Origin of the sequence: Algibacter sp. (genome assembly GCF_049667265.1) — a bacterium.
Taxonomy (GTDB): domain Bacteria; phylum Bacteroidota; class Bacteroidia; order Flavobacteriales; family Flavobacteriaceae; genus Algibacter_B.
Window position 1 is genome coordinate 1 of record NZ_JBATHX010000384.1, and the last position, 20,838, is coordinate 20,838.

At 33.2% G+C, this 20,838-nt stretch carries 17 protein-coding genes and 1 pseudogene; 4 read left to right on the forward strand and 14 right to left on the reverse strand.

Annotation, left to right across the window (positions count from 1 at the left end; translation table 11 throughout):
- Positions 1-331: 331 nt before the first annotated feature.
- On the reverse strand, positions 332-982 hold the full coding sequence (locus WBN21_RS13225; RefSeq protein ID WP_424201034.1) for a rhomboid family intramembrane serine protease: 651 nt from the start codon (positions 980-982) through the stop codon (positions 332-334).
- Positions 983-1,042: 60 nt separating this feature from the next.
- Here WBN21_RS13225 and WBN21_RS13230 point away from each other — a divergent pair, with 60 nt between their 5' ends.
- A complete protein-coding gene (locus WBN21_RS13230) occupies positions 1,043-1,924 on the forward strand; it encodes a lysophospholipid acyltransferase family protein (protein WP_424201036.1) in 882 nt (293 codons plus the stop codon).
- 99 nt (positions 1,925-2,023) lie between these two features.
- Here WBN21_RS13230 and aroC read toward each other — a convergent pair whose 3' ends face one another.
- A complete protein-coding gene (aroC, locus tag WBN21_RS13235) occupies positions 2,024-3,085 on the reverse strand; it encodes a chorismate synthase (RefSeq protein WP_424201038.1) in 1,062 nt (353 codons plus the stop codon).
- Between the two features lie 188 nt (positions 3,086-3,273).
- On the opposite strand from aroC, the gene WBN21_RS13240 reads away from it, so the two are divergent.
- Entirely contained in the window at positions 3,274-4,143 is an 870-nt protein-coding gene (locus tag WBN21_RS13240) for a UDP-2,3-diacylglucosamine diphosphatase (protein ID WP_424201040.1), read from the forward strand.
- Between the two features lie 93 nt (positions 4,144-4,236).
- Here WBN21_RS13240 and WBN21_RS13245 read toward each other — a convergent pair whose 3' ends face one another.
- Entirely contained in the window at positions 4,237-7,146 is a 2,910-nt protein-coding gene (locus tag WBN21_RS13245) for an FAD-binding and (Fe-S)-binding domain-containing protein (protein WP_424201042.1), read from the reverse strand.
- A gap of 137 nt (positions 7,147-7,283) precedes the next feature.
- Here WBN21_RS13245 and WBN21_RS13250 point away from each other — a divergent pair, with 137 nt between their 5' ends.
- Complete coding sequence (locus WBN21_RS13250; RefSeq protein WP_424201044.1) at positions 7,284-7,775, forward strand: hypothetical protein; 492 nt, start codon at positions 7,284-7,286, stop codon at positions 7,773-7,775.
- 52 nt (positions 7,776-7,827) lie between these two features.
- Here the strand turns inward: WBN21_RS13250 and bshA are convergent, their stop codons facing one another.
- The 11 genes from bshA to WBN21_RS13305 form a co-directional block, all read right to left on the reverse strand.
- Positions 7,828-8,961, reverse strand: coding sequence for an N-acetyl-alpha-D-glucosaminyl L-malate synthase BshA (gene bshA / locus WBN21_RS13255; protein WP_424201046.1), 1,134 nt, complete (start codon positions 8,959-8,961; stop codon positions 7,828-7,830).
- Positions 8,962-8,997: 36 nt separating this feature from the next.
- Positions 8,998-11,916 carry a glycoside hydrolase family 3 N-terminal domain-containing protein gene (locus WBN21_RS13260; RefSeq protein WP_424201048.1) on the reverse strand — a complete coding sequence of 973 codons (2,919 nt, stop codon included), beginning with the start codon at positions 11,914-11,916 and terminating at the stop codon, positions 8,998-9,000.
- 124 nt (positions 11,917-12,040) lie between these two features.
- Positions 12,041-13,513: a DUF3570 domain-containing protein gene (locus tag WBN21_RS13265; RefSeq protein WP_424201050.1), complete on the reverse strand. Its 1,473-nt coding sequence runs from the start codon at positions 13,511-13,513 to the stop codon at positions 12,041-12,043.
- A gap of 33 nt (positions 13,514-13,546) precedes the next feature.
- Positions 13,547-13,756, reverse strand: coding sequence for a DUF4266 domain-containing protein (locus WBN21_RS13270; protein WP_424201052.1), 210 nt, complete (start codon positions 13,754-13,756; stop codon positions 13,547-13,549).
- A gap of 1 nt (position 13,757) precedes the next feature.
- A complete protein-coding gene (locus WBN21_RS13275) occupies positions 13,758-14,741 on the reverse strand; it encodes an FAD:protein FMN transferase (RefSeq protein WP_424201066.1) in 984 nt (327 codons plus the stop codon).
- Positions 14,737-15,177 (reverse strand): thioredoxin family protein, encoded by a 441-nt coding sequence (locus tag WBN21_RS13280; RefSeq protein WP_424201054.1) that lies wholly within the window; start codon positions 15,175-15,177, stop codon positions 14,737-14,739. The genes WBN21_RS13275 and WBN21_RS13280 overlap by 5 nt, the downstream gene beginning before the upstream one ends.
- A 130-nt stretch (positions 15,178-15,307) precedes the next feature.
- Positions 15,308-15,793 (reverse strand): ABC transporter ATPase, encoded by a 486-nt coding sequence (locus tag WBN21_RS13285; protein ID WP_424201056.1) that lies wholly within the window; start codon positions 15,791-15,793, stop codon positions 15,308-15,310.
- A gap of 45 nt (positions 15,794-15,838) precedes the next feature.
- Complete coding sequence (locus tag WBN21_RS13290) at positions 15,839-16,630, reverse strand: (Fe-S)-binding protein (protein WP_424201058.1); 792 nt, start codon at positions 16,628-16,630, stop codon at positions 15,839-15,841.
- 108 nt (positions 16,631-16,738) lie between these two features.
- The gene (locus WBN21_RS13295) at positions 16,739-18,052 is read right to left on the reverse strand and encodes a 4Fe-4S dicluster domain-containing protein (RefSeq protein ID WP_424201060.1); all 1,314 of its coding nucleotides are present in this window, start codon (positions 18,050-18,052) and stop codon (positions 16,739-16,741) included.
- Between the two features lie 5 nt (positions 18,053-18,057).
- Positions 18,058-18,999: an MlaD family protein gene (locus tag WBN21_RS13300; RefSeq protein WP_424201062.1), complete on the reverse strand. Its 942-nt coding sequence runs from the start codon at positions 18,997-18,999 to the stop codon at positions 18,058-18,060.
- A 62-nt stretch (positions 19,000-19,061) separates the two neighbouring features.
- On the reverse strand, positions 19,062-20,156 hold the full coding sequence (locus WBN21_RS13305; protein ID WP_424201064.1) for an N-acetylmuramoyl-L-alanine amidase: 1,095 nt from the start codon (positions 20,154-20,156) through the stop codon (positions 19,062-19,064).
- Positions 20,157-20,329: 173 nt separating this feature from the next.
- On the opposite strand from WBN21_RS13305, the pseudogene WBN21_RS13310 reads away from it, so the two are divergent.
- A pseudogene (locus WBN21_RS13310) lies at positions 20,330-20,838 on the forward strand (LPS-assembly protein LptD); the annotation flags it as partial.

The window sequence follows — 20,838 nt, forward strand, 5'->3', positions numbered from 1 at the left end:
TTTCGCAATGATAAAATGGGTAATGTTTCTGGTAATTCTTCGTTATTTATCGCTTCTTCATCCTCGGGTGTCATTAATGGAATTAATTCTGAGTTTTCATCAAATTCCTGTAATGACAAACTGTCAAGCGTTGTAAATTTTGATTTCTTCATATATATTTTTAGGTCAATTTGTCATTAAAAGACAATTGATCATTTTTTAAAAATTATAGCAATTTTATTAAATCGTTGAATAATAAGGGCTTGAAACAAGCTCGACATATGCAACTAAACTAATAATTCAATAGCTATGCCATATTTAAAATTCCCAGTTCAAAAATAAAATTTAAGATTTAAATCTTTCCCAGCTTCTTTAAAGCAAACAAAATAATAATAGGAATTGCTAGCAGACCAATCATGAGTAAATTGGTTTCAAACAGCCATGGCGACAGCATCAAAGTAATTAAATAGCCACCAACAGCGCCACCAAAATGGGCATCGTGGCCAATGTTTCCTATTCTGTTTTTCATACCATAAATAGAATACAGTAAGTAACCAATACCAAATAAATAAGCTGGAATTGGAATGGGAATAAAAAACATATAAAGATTCATTCCTGGTTGCAATAAAATAGCTGAATAAATAATACCACTTACCGCACCACTTGCCCCTACTGCACTATAATGATATTCATTTTTATGAAAATATAACGACAATAAATTACCAACTAAAAGGCTTCCAATATATATTAAAATAAACTGAATAGGACTTAAAAGTGCAATTACCACATCAGCGAAAAAATATAGAGATAACATATTAAAAAGCAGGTGTTGCGTATCTGCATGCAAAAAACCAGCACTAAACAATCGTATTTGTTCCCCGCGTTTTACGCCGCCCACATTAAACTTATACTTTTCAAAAAAACTAAAATCGTTAAATCCTTTGTATGAAATAATAACGTTTGCCGCTATTATAATTATAGTTACCAAATCTAATTTGCCCATATGGTGTAAACCTTTATTCTAAATTAATATATATTTGCGCTACAAATTTAAAACTAATTCATGCAATTTCTAGTTTATATTCTGGTTTATCCGCTTTTATGGATAATATCGATTTTACCTTTTAGAATATTGTATATGCTATCCGATGGTTTTTACGTGATACTTTATTACATTATTGGATACAGAAAAAAAGTAGTTTTAGAGAATTTAAAGTTAGTACTTCCTGAAAAATCAGAACAAGAATTATTACTGATTAGAAAGCGATTTTATCACCATTTAGGTGATATGATGTTTGAAGCCATAAAGTCTATTACCATTTCGGAAGCCGAGATGCAAAAACGTTATGTTTTTACAAATGTTGAAGAGATTATCAAACTTGAAAAGGAAAACAGAAGCATTGTTTTATTTATGGGGCATTATGCTAGTTGGGAATGGGTTTTTATATTACAAACCCATATAAAGCATAAGGGTTATGCGGTTTACAAAAAACTTAGCAACAAATATTTTGATACTCTTGTTAAACGAATTCGTGCAAAATATAACAGTTATTTAATTACTACTAGAGAAACGTTTCCTACGCTTATAAAAGCGAAAAGTGACAACGAATTAACCTTAAACGGTTTTGTTTTTGACCAATCACCAAAACTAGAAAAAGCTATTTACTGGCAAGATTTTATGGGTAAAAATGTTCCTGTGCATGTTGGGGCAGAAATACTTACTAAACGATTAGATATGGTTTCTCTTTTTTTAAAGGTGAAAAAGGTGAAACGCGGGTATTATGAAGCTGAATTTACTGATATTATTAGAAATGCTAAAGATTATGCCGATTTTGACATTACAGATCTTTATTTAAAACGTGTTGAAGAGCAAATTCACGAAGCTCCTGAATTTTATTTTTGGACTCATAAACGATGGAAACATAGCGGGCAGAAACCTAATTAAATAAATAGCCTGACCTCAGCGGATATTTTAGCCCCGATTGAAGCGGCATCCTTTTTTGAGGCAAGAAAAAAAGATACAGCAGAAAGCGGGAAACAGCTTCTAATTATAAAGCTTATTTATTAAATAAAAATCGGCTAAAACCAATGCTGCCATAGCTTCTACAATAGGCACCGCTCTTGGCACCACACAAGGGTCGTGGCGCCCTTTACCTTGCATTTCTACTGTATTACCAGCTTTATCGATGGTTTCGTATTTCTGGATTAAGGTGGCAACAGGTTTGAATGCTACATTGAAATAGATATCCATGCCGTTGCTAATACCGCCTTGAATACCACCAGAATAGTTAGTTTTTGTACTGCCATCGTTATTAAACGCATCGTTATGATCGCTACCATACATGGTGCTTCCGTGGAATCCGCTACCGTACTCAAAACCTTTTACAGCGTTAATGGAAAGCATGGCTTTTCCTAATTCGGCATGCAATTTATCGAAAACTGGCTCGCCTAAACCAATGGGCACATTTTTAATTATGCAACTTACAATACCACCAACGGTGTCGCCTTTTCCGCGCACTTCTTTAATATAGGTTTCCATTTTTGCCGCCATATCTTGGTCTGGGCAACGTACAATATTTGATTCTACTTTTGTGAGGTCTATTTCGTTATAAGGTGTATCTAATTTCATGGTACCCACGCCAGAAACGTAAGCCGTAATCTCGATACCTTTTAGCATTTGTTTTGCAATAGCACCAGCAACTACACGACATGCGGTTTCGCGCGCAGAACTTCGTCCACCACCACGATAATCTCTTACACCATATTTTTTATCATAGGTATAATCGGCATGACTTGGTCGGTAACTATCCTTGATATGTGAATAATCGTGAGATTTTTGATTGGTATTTTCAATTACAAAACCAATAGAGGTTCCTGTGGTTACGCCTTCAAAAATACCGGAATGAAACTTTACGGTATCTGGTTCTTTACGTTGTGTAACAATGGCAGACTGCCCTGGTTTTCTACGGTTTAATTCGTTTTGAATCTCGTCTAAATCCAATTCAATTCCAGAGGGGCAACCATCTATGACGCCACCCAAAGCAGGTCCGTGAGATTCTCCATAAGTTGTTAAATTAAATAGTTTTCCGAAGGAATTACCAGCCATAATTTCAATTTTTGGCTAAGTTAAATCTATTCTTATAAATACGAAAATGAAATCGTATTTAGCTTAAATAATTTCTGTAGCCACGTGCGTTACAATTATTTAACAATCACCTGATATATAGTTAATTATAGCATAATGACTACATAACATTAAAACATGTTATTTGTTGTGTCATAAAAATATCTAAATTGAAAATAAAAAGGGAAATAGAAGTTGCTGTTATATCCGATGTTCATTTAGGAACTTACGGTTGTCATGCTAACCATTTATTAACCTATTTAAACAGTATTGCGCCAAACAAACTCGTGCTTAACGGTGATATTATAGATATTTGGCAGTTTAGCAAACGCTACTTCCCTAAATCACACTTAAAAGTGATTAAAAAAATAATGACCATGGCATCAAACGGTGTGGAAGTTATTTATATAACGGGAAACCATGATGAAATGCTTAGAAAATTTAGCGATACCACGATTGGTAATATTTCTATTGTAGATAAAGCAGTTTTAGAATTGAATGGAAAAAAAGCCTGGTTTTTTCATGGTGATGTTTTCGATATTTCTGTACAGAATGCAAAATGGTTAGCAAAACTTGGTGGTTATGGGTACGATTTTTTAACCTTACTTAACCGCGGCGTAAATTGGTATTTAGAAAAACGTGGTAAGGAGCGTTATTCGCTTTCTAAAAAAGTAAAAAACGGTGTTAAAGGTGCTGTAAAATATATAAATGACTTTGAAAAAGTAATTTCTGAATTGGCTATTGAAAACAACTATGATTATGTGGTTTGCGGACATATACACCAGCCAAAAATGGAATATTTTGAAAATAAACATGGTAAAACGATGTATTTAAATTCTGGGGATTGGGTGGAAAACTTTACAGCCTTAGAATACCAGTTTAAACGTTGGAAAATCTATAATTTCAATCAAGATAAACTCGCTCCTTTTGCAATTGTTGAAAATGGGGAAGATGAAGATTTAGAGATGAAAGATTTGATTGCTGCGATTACTGTTGTAGGGCAAAACAAGAAAAAAAAATCTAAAAAGAATAAAGACTGAGACTCAATCTTATATGTTTTTCGCACAAAGGCGCTAGGACGCAAAGTAAAAATGCTTAAACTCTCGAACCACTACAAACTATAACGTCGATTGTTAAACTAGCGCTTCTTTTAAAATTGTAACAGGGTGTTTTGCTTCGCGTTGTGTACCATCTTTTATTTGATGTCTGCAGCTCGTACCATTTGCTGATATTAATGTTTCGCTTGCTGCTTTTCTAACTGCCGGAAATAAAGTTTGTTCTCCTACTTGCATACTAACCTCGTAATGTTCTTTTTCGTAGCCAAAACTGCCTGCCATACCACAACAGCCACTAGGAATAATAGTTACTTTATAATTTGTTGGTAAATTTAATACCGCAAAACTCGATAATTGGTTACTCATAGCCTTTTGATGGCAATGCCCGTGAAACTTGATAGTTTTATGTTCTAAGGTGAATTGTTCTGGTTTTATGTTTCCTAATGCAATTTCTATCTGAATAAATTCTTCAATTAAAAAGGTGTGTTTTGCAATCGCTTCCGCAGAAGTTTTGTCGTCTGCTAGTTTTAAATATTCATCTTTGAAGGTTAAAATTGCTGAAGGTTCAATGCCTATAAGGGGTGTTTCGTTTGAAATTTTATCTTTAAAAATTGCAACGTTTTTATTTGCCACATTTTTGGCTTGTGCTAATAATCCTTTTGATATAAATGTTCTTCCAGATTCGGCATGTTTAATCAATTTGACATCGTAATTTAAAGCTGTTAAAAGCTTAATTGCATCCATACCAATAGACGTGTCTAAATGATTTGTAAACTCATCATTAAACAAATAAACGCTTTTTACAAATTTATAACTAACTTTCTTGTTTTTAATTGATTGAAACACTTTACTTAAACTTTTATTTGAAATTAAAGGCAAGTTCCTTTCTTTAGCAATTCCAAATGATTTTTTAAGTATCGAAGCCGTTAATCCATTTGAAAATACAAAATTTGTAAGCTGTGGAAATTTACTTCCTAATTGATTCAATTTATTATTATAAGCGAACAATTTAGTTCGTAAAGGAACACCATTTGCTTTCTGATATTGGTATTGAAATTCTGCTTTAAAACTTGCAACATCTACACTACTTGGGCATTCACTTGCACAAGCTTTACAACTTAAACATAAATCGAAAACGTCTTTTAACTCTTTATGATTAAACTTATTTGATTTCTCTGAGTTTGTTAAAAATTCGCGCAAAGCATTTGCTCTGGCTCGAGTTGTATCCTTTTCGTTTCTAGTGGCTCGATAACTTGGGCACATAGTTCCACCAAATTCTGGGAGCTTTCTGCAATCACCAGACCCATTACATTTTTCAGCCTCTCGTAAAATTCCTTGTGATTTTGAAAAATCTAAAAGGGTTTCTATTTCAGGTTCTTCCCTATTTGGTTTATATCGTAGCGCTTTATCCATTGGTAATGCATCTACTATTTTACCTGGATTGAAAATATTGTCCTTATCAAAAACCGTTTTAATGCGCTTTAAAATTTTGTAATTAGCCTCGCCAATCATTAATGATATAAACTCAGAGCGCACAATGCCATCGCCATGTTCACCACTCATAGAGCCTTTGTACTTCTTTACTAAATGAGCTACGTCTGTGGTTATTGTTCTGAATAAAGCGACATCATCGCCTTTCTTTATATTTAAAATTGGCCTCAAATGAATCTCGCCTGCACCGGCATGTGCATAATAAATGGCGTCTTGCTTATACCCTTTCATAAGCTGTGTAAACTCAGAAATATAATTTGCTAAATCTGGCAGCGCTACTGCGGTATCTTCAATACAAGCAACGCCTTTTTTATCGCCAATAATGTTTCCTAAAAGCCCTAAACCTGCGCTTCGCAATTCGACAGCTTTATCAATATCATTACCAAAAAGTTTTGGATAAGCATAACTTAATCCAGACGCTTCAATAGTTTTTTCAAGGTTTTGAGCTAATAGGTTTACTGCATCAAAAGTTTCGGCTTTAACTTCGCACATTAAAATAGCTTTGGGCTCGCCAACTATAAATTGCCTGTTTTCCTGTTGGGTTTTATTATGTTTTGTACAATCTAAAATGGTTTTATCCATCATTTCACAAGTGTACACATCATGTTTCATAACAGGTTCTACCGCTTTCATACAGTTTTCGATACTATCAAAATGAACGGCTAACATTATCGCTTCCTGTGGTGGTAATTTATCTAACTTTAAAGTAATTTGAGTTGTAAACGCCAATGTGCCTTCACTACCCGAAAGTAGTTTACACATATTAAACTTTTCAGAAACACTTGAAAATACTTCAGATTTTATCAACTCATCTATGGCATAACCAGTATTACGTCTGTGAATTTCTGGCTTGGGAAAGTTTTCAATAATCTGTTTTTGAACAGGTTCAGATTCTAATTCATTAAAAACTGTTTTGTAAATCTCCCCTTCAAAGGTGTTTAGTTTTATTTTTTGTTGAAATGCTTCTGAAGTTAATTCGCCAAAAACCACTTCACTACCATCACTTAAAATGGTATGCATTTCTAAAACCTTATCTCGCGTAACACCATATTTTATGGATGTCGTACCAGAAGAGTTATTACCAACCATACCACCAATCATACATCGATTTGAAGTGGATGTATTCGGACCAAAAAACAACCCAAACGGTTTTAAGTAATTATTTAGGGCATCGCGCACAACACCAGGTTGTACGGTAACTGTTTGCGCCTTTTCATCTACCTCAACAATGTTTGTAAAGTGCTTGGAAACATCAACTACAATACCATCTCCGACACATTGTCCTGCTAATGAGGTACCAGCCGTTCTAGGAATTAAAGATGTGTTATTGGCTTTTGCATACTTGATTAATTGCTTTAAATCTTCATTATTTTTAGGATAGGCAACCGCTAATGGCAGTTTTCTGTATACAGAAGCATCTGTGGCATATATGGATTTAATTAAATCGTCATAATACAATTCGCCTGATAGTTCTGATTTTAAAGCTTTTAAGGACATTGGTTAACAAAATCTGTTATATGGATAAATATAAATACAAAAATGGCGTTATTTTTGTAAAGTTAAATAGAATATTTATAATGGTCTTTTTACTAGAAATGACCGAAAATAGAGTATCAAACTAAAAACAATTATTTATGAAGAAATTATTTTTATTATCATTAGCTGTATTAGGTTTCGCATTCACCTCAAATGCACAGGATATTTCAGAAAACGCGATTGGATTACGTTTAGGAGATAGTGATGGTTTTGGAGCCGAAATATCTTATCAACGTGCTTTAGGAGACAATAACCGTTTAGAAGTAGATTTAGGCTGGAGGGACGGCAGTAACTACGATGGTTTTAAACTTGCTGGATTATACCAATGGGTTTGGAATTTAGATGGTGGCTTCAACTGGTATGCTGGTGTTGGTGGTGGTTTAGGATCGTTTAGTGTGAATGTTCCTGGACAAAAAGATATCACCGATACGTTTATTTTTGCCGCCGGTGATATTGGTATTGAATACGGTTTTGACATCCCATTATTATTATCGTTAGATTTTAGACCAGAAATTGGTTTTGGTGATGATCTTTATAACAACAATGATTTAGACTTTGATATTGCCTTAGGGATTCGTTATCAATTTTAGTGTATTTTAAATATCACATAAAAAAAAGCACCTATTTGGTGCTTTTTTTTATTTACAGTACCAAACAATTAGCTAAAGTATCTTCATAAATAGCTTCGTATTTTGGCACAATAGCATGTAAATCAAATTTCAAGGCTTCCTTGCGCGCGTTAGCTTTAAAAGTTTTAAGGTTTTTATCGTTTAGAATAAATAAAGCATTTTTAGTCATATCCTCAATATCACCAACATTACTTAAAAATCCAGAGGAACCATGAATATTAACTTCAGGTAAACCACCCGTATTACTTGAAATTACTGGAACTCCTGAAGCCATAGCTTCTAGTGCAGCTAAACCAAAACTTTCGGTTTGAGAAGGCAATAAAAACAAATCACTAAAGCACAGTATTTTATCTATTTCATTACTTCTTCCGAAGAAGACCACCTTATCTAAAATACCTAATTCTCGACATCGCAATTCTACTTTTTCCTTTTCAGGACCTTCACCTATAAACATGAGCTTTGCCGGCATTTCCTTCTGGATGTTATAGAAAATACTAATAACATCTTGCACACGTTTTACGGGTCTCAAATTACTAATGTGGGTTATAATTTTTTCATCATCATTTGCCATCATAGCACGTTGACAATCTGTAAATTCATGATTGTATTTTTCTAAATCTATAAAGTTTGGAACTACAGTAATATCATTTTTAATATCAAATAATCGCAAAGTATCATCTTTTAAACTTTGTGAAACCGTTGTTACGGCATCCGATTTATTAATACTAAAAGTTACTGCAGGTTTGTAGAATGGATGACTACCAACAAGTGTAATATCTGTTCCGTGTAAAGTGGTTACAATAGGTACATAAATACCTTCTTCCTGTAACATTTTTTTTGCCATGTAAGCGGCATAAGCATGTGGGATAGCGTAATGAACATGTAATATTTCTATGCCATGAAGTTTTACCATATCAACCAATTTACTTGATAATGCTAACTCATACGGTTGGTAATGAAATAATGGATATTCAGGTACCGTAACCTCATGGTAATGCACATTGTTACTTATCAATTCCAACCTAACTGGCTGGTTATAAGTTATAAAATGTATTTCATGACCACGTTTAGATAGTTCTAAACCTAATTCTGTAGCTACAACGCCACTACCTCCAAATGTTGGATAACAAACAATCCCTATTTTCATAATTTAAATTATAAGTGTCTTAAGATTTAAGTACCTTTAATCTTCTATCGCTTCGTAAATTAAGCGTTGTATTTCTGTTCTTATGTTTTCTCTTAATAACAAGTTTTTTCCTGCCTGCGGATAAGTTCTATTTGCTAAAAAAACATATACAATTTCCTTTTCAGGATCTGCCCAGGTATATGTTCCTGTAAACCCAGAATGCCCAAAACTTGTCATAGATATACAACCACAAGTTGGCCCTGATTCTCCTAATTGTGGTTTATCAAATCCAATACCTCTTCTATTATTATCATCACAATAATAACAGGTATTAAACTTGTCAATTGTTTCTGGTTTCAAATAACGTTTTCCACCATAAAACCCTTTCTGCAAGTACAATTGCATTATTTTGGCAACATCATTGGCATTACTAAATACTCCTGCATGACCTCCTACACCGTTTTGCATGGCTGCACCCATATCATGCACATATCCGTGTACTTTTTGGTATCTGTAATAATCATCCATTTCTGTTGGAACAATTTTTTTACTGCTAATTTTATAATAAGGATTATACAAGGTATAATTTGCTCCTAAAGTTTCATAAAAATGCGATTGTACTATCTCATCAAGTGTTCTGTCGTAATGTTGTTCAATAAATTTCTTTAAAATGTAATATGGAAAATCACTATATCGATATCTCCTAGTTTCTAACAACTCTGAATTTTTTATTATTTCCGGAATAGAATCTTGATAATCAGTTCTTAAGAATAGGTTGTTAGTTACTTCAACGCTAAATTGATTGCTTTTTTCATGCCTATAATATTTTCTGCTAGGGCGTTTGGTTACAGAATCTAAAGTGTGATAATAAAACGGTTCCCATGGTCTTAATCGCGCATAATGTGACAACATGCTTTTTAAAGTAATATTTGCCTTATTAGAGTTTTTATATTCTGGTAAAATTGTAGATAACTTGGTGTCTAAAGAAACAATACCTTGCTCTACTAATTCCATCAATAATGGTAATGTCGCCAAAATTTTTGTTAGGGACGCAACATCATAAATATCATCACTCGCTACTACTTCCTTTCCATCGTAAGTGTGTTTTCCAAAATTCTTGTTATAGATTACTTTTCCTTTTCTTGCCACCAATAACTGAATTCCCGGGGTCATTTTTAAATCGACTGCATGTTGTGCTACAGAATCTAATTTTTTCAACTTTTCTGAACTCATTCCAACACGTTCAGGAATGGAGTAACCTAAACGTTTAATTTCATTATTATAAATCCCAGAACCTTCCTTAAAATAGTTACCTATAGAAACTGGTAAATTTCCTTTTGAAGGTATAGCTCCAAAAATAAGTTGTGCCGATTTTCGTTGTGCAATGTCACTATTTTGATAGCTCACTACAATACTTTCAATATTCTCTAAAGTTTTTAAATCGGAAAGTGCATAAGGTTTTACAAAGGCGTCAATAACAACCATATGGTTTTGGGCAATTTCATGCAACCATACCAATTCTTTATTACTAAATTTATAATCCTCCCAAGGATCATCGTTAGAACGATGAAAACCAATAATTACGGTATTGTATGGTTTTAAATTTCCAATTAAAGAGTACAAATTATCAGAAGCAACAGCATGCACTTTTGCAAACTTTTTTAATTCATCTAAAAATGCTGAACCTGAATCGTCACCAAAATTCACATAGGCTATACTTTTAGTTTCTAAGCGTCTTAGTGGTAATAAATCATTATCGTTTTTTACAATAGTTATAGCGTTTTCTAATAATTCTTCATACAGAATATCATCTTTTAACCTATTTAAATCCTTTGATAAATTATAAAGTCCTATTGGTTTATATTGATTCAGACCAACTTTATATTTTGCTTGAAGAATTTTTTTAACTGAATGTTCTAAACGTGTTTCAGAAATTTCGCCATTGTTATAAGCATCTATGATTTTTGAAACACCAATCCCAACATCTTCAGACATAAGCATTACATCATTACCTGCTTGGAAAGCCGCTAAATCAATAGCACCTGTTTCGCTAAAATCGGCAGCCCCTTTCATGGTTAATGCATCGGTAAAAATGAGACCTTTAAAACCTAACCGGGTTTTTAAAATATCTGTAACAATATGCTTTGATAATGACGAGGGATACCCTTCGCGAGCCTCTAAACTAGGCACGTTTAAATGGGCTACCATTACACTAGATAACCCTTCTGTAATTAATTTTTTATATGGATAAAGTTCTATGGAATCAATCCGTTTTTCGTTAAAACTGATAGTTGGCAAGGTTTTATGAGAATCTTGATCGGTATCTCCATGTCCTGGGAAATGTTTTGCATTAGCCAACACACCTGCATCTTGCATCCCTTTCATAAACGCAGAAGCCTTTTCGGTTACATTATCTCTATCTTCTCCAAAAGATCGGTTTCCAATAATTGGGTTGAGAGGATTAGTATTAATATCAACTACTGGCGCAAAATTAAAATGAACACCTAATCGTTTACAATGTTCGCCAATTTGACGTCCGGCTTGTTCTACTAACTTATTGTCTTTAATAGCACCAAGTGTCATGTTCCAAGGAAAAGCGTAAGTAGAATCTAATCGCATGCTTAGTCCCCATTCCGCATCCATCCCAATAAGCATTGGGATTTTTGATAAAGATTGTAACTCATTATTTAATCTTGCTTGCCTGTTAGGACCGCCATTTGAATAGATGATACCACCAATATGATGCTCTTGAATAGTTTTAATAACTTTACTTTTTTCAGCTTGATTCTGATTAGACATCACTTGAACCATGTATAATTGACCAACTTTTTCAGCCAAAGTCATGGATGAATATAAACTGTCCACCCATTTTTCCTGAGCTTTAGAGTCTGCAGTTAATAGTGGATTCTTATTAGTTTGAGCACCTGTTGATAATACTATAAATAGGGTAATTACGGTGATATAGATTTGACGCATAAAAGATTTATTAAGGGGAATTATCAGTTTTATATTTAAAGACTAATAATCATGCCAAATTAATACTTTTAAGAAGAAGATAAAAAGACTTTAAGATAGATTTATAAAGAAGTTTGTAACAATTTTAATCCATAACAAATTTAAACCCAGCAGAAATTATATTAGCGCTTAAGCCTGTATTTCGATTATAGTTATTATATTTTAAATCTACGCTCTTTAAACCAAGCTTCCAAATATGCCATTTGGCAAAAATATCGGTATAACTTACCCCAAAGCCATATTGATTAACATTGAATTTAGATAAATCATAATCTGAAGTATAAAACTCGCTTGTAGAAAGGTTCTGTTCATAAGGAGCGAAATAATCTGCAGCGGTTTGATTATAAAACCTGTATGAAGGATATAGTGTAAATTTATCAGATATTTTTATTGGCACTTCTAAATCTGCGGTATGCGAACGTACTCCCCAATTATCATAATAATATCTGTAATAGGTTCGAAATACAAACATTTCATTTATGTAATAATTAAGACGCATGCCTATTGGAATTTTAAACCGAGTATTTGGTAAGCGCTCAATATCATCAGCTAATTGAAAAACGTCCTTATTTGATGATGATGTATAACTAGAAATACTTGATGCATTACCAATATAGAAATTATCTACATCGCCAAAATAAACACGCTGCATGGGGTTTGCAAGCCAACCTTGTTGTTGAATAACATCAAAAAATAATGAAAACTGTGTTTTTTTATTTAATATTTGAGAAAAACTAAATGACACAGAATAAGAATTCCTGCTTTTATTATCAATTAAACCAGATGCCGATTTTGGAGACCAAATAGCACCATTATTACCCGATTTATCAATGGCATCTCCATTTTGATTTAGAATATCTATCCCGTTAAAAAAGCCATTATTTATATTATTACCAGCCTCTAAATAAGAATCTAGTTCCGTTGGATACTTAGGGCTCCATGAGTCTAAATAAATATTACTACTAATAGAAAATTCGGTATTTTTCTCATTAAACAATTTTACAAACTTTCCTCCAAAACCAATTGATGTATAATCATACTCTGTGGCGAACGATGCATTTGCAGACCATATTTGGTTTCTATCATCAGCACTATGAGAATAAGCAATATTGACACTTCCCCAAGTATCTTGACGTGAAGCACCAGATGAGGCCACCCAAGGGCTACCCGTTGGATTACCTGAAGCTTGATTATCATCGTCATCATCGTCGTCATCGTCGTCATCTCCTCCAGAAGATGCTCCAGAGCTACTATCAAAAGGGTCTAAATTACTTGATGATGCTGATGTATAGGTTGAAATTCCAGCATCAATAGTTAAAACATCATCATCGTTTAAAGGCATACTTATAACAATTGTAGGGGTAAAATCCGTTAAATGCTCATCACCTATGCCACCTGTTACCGAGGCGTTATTACCGTCTTGGGTATAATAACTTGTTAAAAAATCTACCTCTGTAGTTTCTAAAATCCGCTTTTTATATGTAATTGTGTCCTCTTGTTGCGAAAATGAAGAAGCAACAACTAAAAAAAACAAAAAAGTTATTAAACTATGTCTCATAAATTTTTAAAATAATAAGTTCATAAAATGAATTTAGTTACAGCCACAACCACCACCAGATTTCCCGCCGTTAGCACCAGATGCAGCTTCTCTATACACGTGAAAGTTTGTAATAAATCTGTCTGAATTCTTTTTTGCTAAAACCATGTCTGGGTCATTAATGTTCACTTTTTCATATTCTTTTACAACCACACAGGAAGAAAACATTAGGGTGACCAACAACACAAAAACAACCTTTTTCATTTTAATTAGTTTTATTTAATTTTATATTTTTAGATGTGTGCAATTTATTGTTCTTATCAACAATCACACACTCTACGCCTTTTAATTGATTTATAAAATCTAAACCAACATCAACACCCATAACAAAAACAGATGTTGCAAGTGCATCAGCAAATTCCGCACTAGTTGTAAATATTGAAACGCTTAAAATTCCTGTACTTGGGTATCCAGTTCTAGGGTCGATAATATGAGAATATAATATGCCATTTAATTCAACATACTTTTCATAATTTCCTGATGTTACTACAGCACTATTATGAATTGGTAACCAAGAAAATACCTTTTCTTTATTTAAAGGATTTACAATGGCAACCATCCAATCCTTTCCATCAGGTTGTTTTCCCCAGGCATTTAAATCGCCAGATGCGTTAATTATACCAGATTCTACATCTTTTTCTTGAAGTAAGCTTTTTGCCTTATCCGCTGCATAACCTTTACCAATGGCACCAAATCCAATCTTCATTCCCTTTAACTTTAAAAACACAGAAAAATTATTTTTATCTAGAATGATGTTCTTATATCCAACTTTTGAAATCGAATTTTTTATTGATGCTTCAGAAGGCATTTCGGTCATAGTTCCATCAAATTTCCAAACCTTATCCATGGAGGCATAACTTATATCAAATGCGCCAGAGGTTAGTTGTGAAATTTTTATGGCTCTTTCTATGAGATTAAACAGTTCTTCATCTACGACCACAGGCTTGATTCCTGCATTTTTATTGATTAAGGATGTTTGTGAGTTAGGATCCCAAGATGAAATTAGTTTTTCTATTCTAGTAATTTCTTGAACTGCAAAATCAATAAACTCATCTCCTTTTTCCTTTGAATTTGAAACAACAGAAATATCAAACCTACTTCCCATTAATTTCAAAGTTCTTTGATATACCTCTTGAGAAAACGTATTGGTTGTAAAAACAATAATCAAAAAACAAATAAGTGACTTAATGTTCAAAAGCTATTAATTTTGTAAAATAATCATTTGGAGTGGTTTTTTCGTATCCCGTTTTACCCAAAACTTTTCCGTTTTTATCTAGCACAACTACTAAAGGAAAGTAGCCTTGAGGATTATAGGCTTCAGCAAGTTTGCCATTTTGCTCTGTTAACTCTTTCGATAATTTATTTGCTTTTTTTCTTGGAAAATCAGCTTTGAGCATTATAAAATGGTTTTTAGAAAGCTTAATAAACGCTTCTGTGCTCCATATTTCTTTATCAAGCTTTATACATGGTGCACACCAATCAGACCCTTGGAAAACCAAAATAATATTCTGGTTTTTATCAGAAGCTAGTTGTTTGGCTTCACTAAAATTTGTTACCCAATTTTGAGAAAAACCATGAAAACTTAGGGCTGAAAATATAAGACCAAGAAAAATATACTTTTTCATTAATTAAAAATTATGTTTAAAAATAAATTTTTGAAATTTAAATTTTGTAACATATATTACAAAAAAAGCAAACACTTTAGTTATAACGTGTTTGCTTAGCAATATATTTTAAGATGTTTTTATTTTAAATCTACTTTACAAAACGCCCATGCCAACTTTCGCTTGCAGGCACTTCCCAATTTTCATTAAACTCAGCAATAGTATTTACTAAATTATTGAAAACAATAGTGTTTTTAGAAACGGCTTTATCCTTTGCCATTTTTCTAAAATCTGTAAGTGATTTGTACGCCACAAAATCGCCTTGTTTGTAGGATACGTTCATTTTATCCATTAAATCAACATTATATTCTTTTTCTAATTGTTGAATAAAATGAACCGAAGCATCAATAGAACAGCCTGTTGCCTTATTTAGGTTTTGATTTAATCCTAATACAATAAATCGCTTATATTTAATAGTATAACCTGCTTGTAAGTCGCTTCCATGAGCAGCCCAGTTTTCTATAAAAATTTCAAGTTTAGATTGAATTTCTTCTAGTTCTTTTTCTGAAAACGAACGATTGGCTTGGTAAATCCAAACTTTTGATTCTTCTGGTAATGTATTAAAATCTACTTGCATTAAAACTATTTATGAATTACGATTAACGATTTTTTTTTGTTGAATTTATAAGTCTTGGGCATTTGCAATTAGCTCTGCAATGTCCATAACTTCTACATCAGATTCTTTTTCTTTAGCCTTTATACCATCCGTCATCATGGTATTACAAAACGGACATCCTGCAGCTATAATTTCTGGTTTAACATCAAGCGCTTGTTCTGTACGTTCAATGTTAACTTCTTTATCTCCTTTTTCGGCATCCTTAAACATTTGCGCACCTCCAGCTCCGCAACATAAACCATTACGTTTGCAGTTTTTCATTTCTATTAACTCAGCTTCTAATTTCTGAATTAACTCTCTAGGTGCCTCGTAAACATTATTGGCGCGGCCTAAATAACAAGGATCGTGAAATGTGATGCGTTTTCCTTTGTATTTCCCGCCTTCAATAGTTAATCGTCCTTCGTCAAGTAATGTTTTTAAGAATTGCGTGTGATGCATCACCTCGTAGTTTCCGCCTAATTCTGGATACTCATTTTTGATAGTATTGAAACAATGCGGACATGCAGTAACTATTTTTTTAACCTCGTAAGCGTTTAAAACTTCGATGTTTGTAACGGCTTGCATTTGAAATAGAAATTCGTTGCCTGCACGTTTTGCTGGATCGCCAGTACAACTTTCTTCTGTTCCTAAAACGGCAAATTCTACATTGGCTTTGTTTAGAAGTTTAACAAAGGCTTTTGTTATTTTTTTTGCTCTATCGTCAAAACTTCCAGCACAACCTACCCAAAATAAAACTTCGGGTTGTTTTCCTTGAGCCATATATTCGGCCATTGTTGGTACTTTTAGTAATTCGCTCATCGTTTTGTGTTCTATGTTTGCGTTAGGGATTGAGGCATTGTTGGAGCTCCTCGAAGAGAGCGACTGCCGAAAGCCCGACCCTTTTCGGGTAACGCCCAAATTATTTAATTATTCGTTTTTCCAGTTTAGCCTGTCCATTTGATTGTATGGCCATGGTGCACCGTTATTTTCAATATTGGTCATCATGTTGTTTAATTCTACAGGTGCGGCCGATTGTTCCATTACTAAATAGCGTCGCATTTCTAAAATAATTGAAAGCGGATCGATACTTACCGGACAAGCCTCTACGCAGGCGTTGCATGATGTACACGCCCAAAGTTCTTCATTGGTGATATAATCACCTAAAAGTTGTTTTCCGTCGTCTTTAAAAGTGCCTTTATTGGCATCTATGTTTTTACCAACTTCCTCTAAACGGTCGCGGGTATCCATCATTATTTTTCTTGGCGACAATTTTTTACCGGTTTGATTTGCAGGGCACTCGCTAGTGCAACGGCCGCATTCGGTACATGTATAGGCATTTAATAATTGCACCCAATTTAAATCTTGAACATCGCTGGCACCAAATTTAGCAGGAACTTCATCTTCTGAACCTTCTGCTGGTGCGGCAAATGGATCGGCATTTGGATCCATCATCATTTTCACTTCTTTAGTAACTGCTTCGAGGTTATTGAACTGCCCTTTTGGTTTTAAATTTCCATAAAAGGTATTCGGAAATGCCAGTAATATGTGTAAATGCTTCGAGAAGTATAGGTAATTAAGGAATATCAATATCCCCACAATATGCAACCACCAAGCGCCACGCTCTATAAAATGTAGCGTACTTTCTGATAACCCAGAAAACCATGGTGCGATATATTGACTGATTACGTTTCCTGAATTCATGGCTTGAAAATCAACATCGGTAGCATTCATGACTAAAAAAAGCGTCATTAATACCATTTCGAAATAAAGAATAAAGTTACCATCGTTTTTTGGCCAGCTTGTCATTTCACTTTTCCAGAAACGTGCTAACTTTAAAATGTTTCTACGAATCCAGAATATAATTACCGCCACAAAAACTAAACATGCTAACACCTCAAAAGTGCCAATTAAAAAACCATAAACGGATTGTGGTAAAACTTTTAAACCAATTCTGTGGGTACCCAATAAACCATCAATAATGATTTCTAAAACTTCTATATTAATAATTATGAAACCTACATATACAACTACGTGTAAAAATCCAGAAATTGGCCTACGTACCATTTTACTTTGTCCTAAAGCAATCATAGCCATGTTTCTCCAACGTTGTGATTTATTATCGCTAACCTTAGTGTCTTGACCAAGTTTTATATTCCGGATTAGCTTTTTTACGTTTTTAGCAAAATAGCCAATGCCTAAAAAAAGTATGATAGCGAATATTATGTTAGGTAAATAGTCCATAAATATTAGTTAGATTCTGGTTCTTCATAAGGAATTTCTTTTTTCGATAAAATACGTCTATAACGCGCTGGATGCAATTTAATATCTTTAATTAAAGCTTCCATTTCCTTTGATGCAGCTTCTAAATTATCATAAAGGGCGTCATCCTTTAGGAGCTTGCCCATCGAGCCTTCACCTTGTTCTAAATTAGTTAAAATTTTATCGAAGTTACCTAATGTAGCTTCTAAATTTTTAACTGTTGTACCTAAATCAGATTCAGCCAATGAAGCGGTTATTTTTGTTAAATCGCCAGACACCTTTTCTGCATTTGTTAAAACAGCATCAATTTTAGCGTCATTATTTTGCATTAATTGGTTTAAAGCATTTGAAGTTTCTTTAAAGGAATCAATAGTTGTTGTTAAACCCGCAATACTGCGCCTTAGGTTTTGCTTTGTTTTCTCATCAAAAACATCATTTAAGTTAACAAGAAGTGAGTCTGCTCCCACCATCATTACTTCAATTTTTTCTTGCAATGGTGTTAATCTCTGATTTACCAAATCGGTTAATCCTGGTTTTCTCGTTCCCTGAAGTACTTGGTTTTTTTGAGCTATTTCCGCACCGTCAAAAGCAGGTACAATAGCTATGGCTTTCCCGCCTATTAAGCCTGTTTCGTATAATTCGGCTTTACTGTTTTTTGAGAATTCAAATTTATTATCTACTAAAAGTGTAATGAGAAGCTTTCCTGAACCATCACCTTTAAAATCAATGCTGGTAACCTTACCAACATTAAGTCCGTTAATGGTAACAGGCGTTGATGGCACCAAGCCTTCTACATTGTTGTATTCTGTATAAAATGTTGTTGAAGAATTAAAAAGGTCTTTACCTTTTAGGTAATTAAAACCATAATACAATAAAATGATACCTAATAAAACAAGTATCGCTGTTTTTACTTCTCTTGATATTTTCAAACTGATTTTCTTTAGTTTTCTTTAGAAAAACAAATTTAATATAAATTTAAGAAGTAAACCTCCTAATTGGTTGTGGATTTTAAGGCATCGATTAAAGCAACCTTTTTACCCTCTTTAAATGCTACAATAAAGCTTGATTTGTAGCCTTTATTTCGAGCCTCCTTTTCAAGCGTTTTAGCGGCATCGTAATCAGGAGAGCTTCCATAGAAATACTTATACAAACTACCTTCCTTAAGTCTTGAAATAGTACTTAAACCCTTAAAATTATATGGCTTTGTAGCCAATTCTTTTGAGCTCGCTGCAATTTGTACTTTAAAGGTGAAATTATCGAAACTATTACTATCAGACTCATCCGTGTTTTTATTTAAGGCATAATCTGAAACGTTTGTTTCTAAACTTGATTTGTAGCTTAAAATAGCGTCCTTAATAGCAAATGCCATTTGTTGCTGTCCTTTTTTAGAGTTTAAATAGGCGCCCTCTTTATTATTAGTTAAAAATCCCAATTCTACTAAAACACTTGGCATAACCGTTTGATGAAGTACTATAAAACCTGCTTGTTTTACCTTTCTATCTTTCCTGCTTAATTTACTTGTAAAGTTTTTTTGAATTAAACCTGCTAATTGGATGCTCTGGTCTAAGTATTCCTCTTGACTCAATAGGATACTCATTACTGATTCTGGAGAATTTGGATCGAATCCCGCATAGTTTTTCTCATAATCTTCCTCCATAAAAATAACCGAGTTTTCTTTTTTTGCAACCTCAAAATTAGTTTGATTTCTATGTGTGCCTAAAACAAAAGTTCCAGCACCATAGGCTTGGGATGTGTGAGAATCACAATGAATTGAAACAAACAAATCTGCTTTTTCCTTATTGGCAATTTTACCTCTTATAAATAAATCTATAAACACATCCGTTTTACGGGTATAAACCACTTTAATATTTGGGTTTTTTTCTAATTCGTTTCCTACTGCCAATACCGTTTTTAAAGCAATATCTTTTTCTCTATAACCATTACCCAAATTACCTGGGTCTTTTCCACCATGACCTGCATCCAAAACAACTACAAACTTTTTAGAATTATTTTGGGCATCAACAATAGAGGGAAATGTTAATACTATTATAAAAGATACGAAAATTAATATGTTGTTCGTTTTCATTTGGTGAATACTATTTTTTTTAACCGATTACCCATAACATACCATGCAAGGAATCACTTTTGATTCAATTATGATCATTTGTATAACGATTTAAACGACCAAAAAATGAGGTTTATTTTAATTTTAAATTTTTAATTGATTATTAAAACAATCACAAAAAAATATATGTAATTTTGACTTTTCAAAAACCGAGCCATACTTTTACAAAAATACATTTAAAAGCGTTGCATACAAACAACTTTAAAATACTTTTTGCATTAAGTTTTACTGTGTTTATCAACACGTTAAGCTTTTCTCAAGATATCCCAAATAAAGGAAAGTCAATTAAGGAAACTAAGCCCGATAGTTTAGTTACTCGTTTGGATGGTCTTGCTGTACTAAAAACTTCAGAAAAAATTCAAGATACTATTTCAAAAGATTCTATAAAACCTAAAAAGGAACTTTTAGAAAATATAGTTAAATATCATGCTAAAGATTACACTAAATTTAGCAACAAAAAGCAAAAACTATATTTATATAACGAAGCTAAAATTGATTATGGCGACATGAAAATTGAAGCTGGTAGCATTACAATAGACTATAACAAAAATACTGTTTACGCCAGAGGACTAACTGATACCATAGAAGGCTATACTCAAAAACCTATTTTTACTCAAGGCACTAATGTAGTTGAGCCAGACTC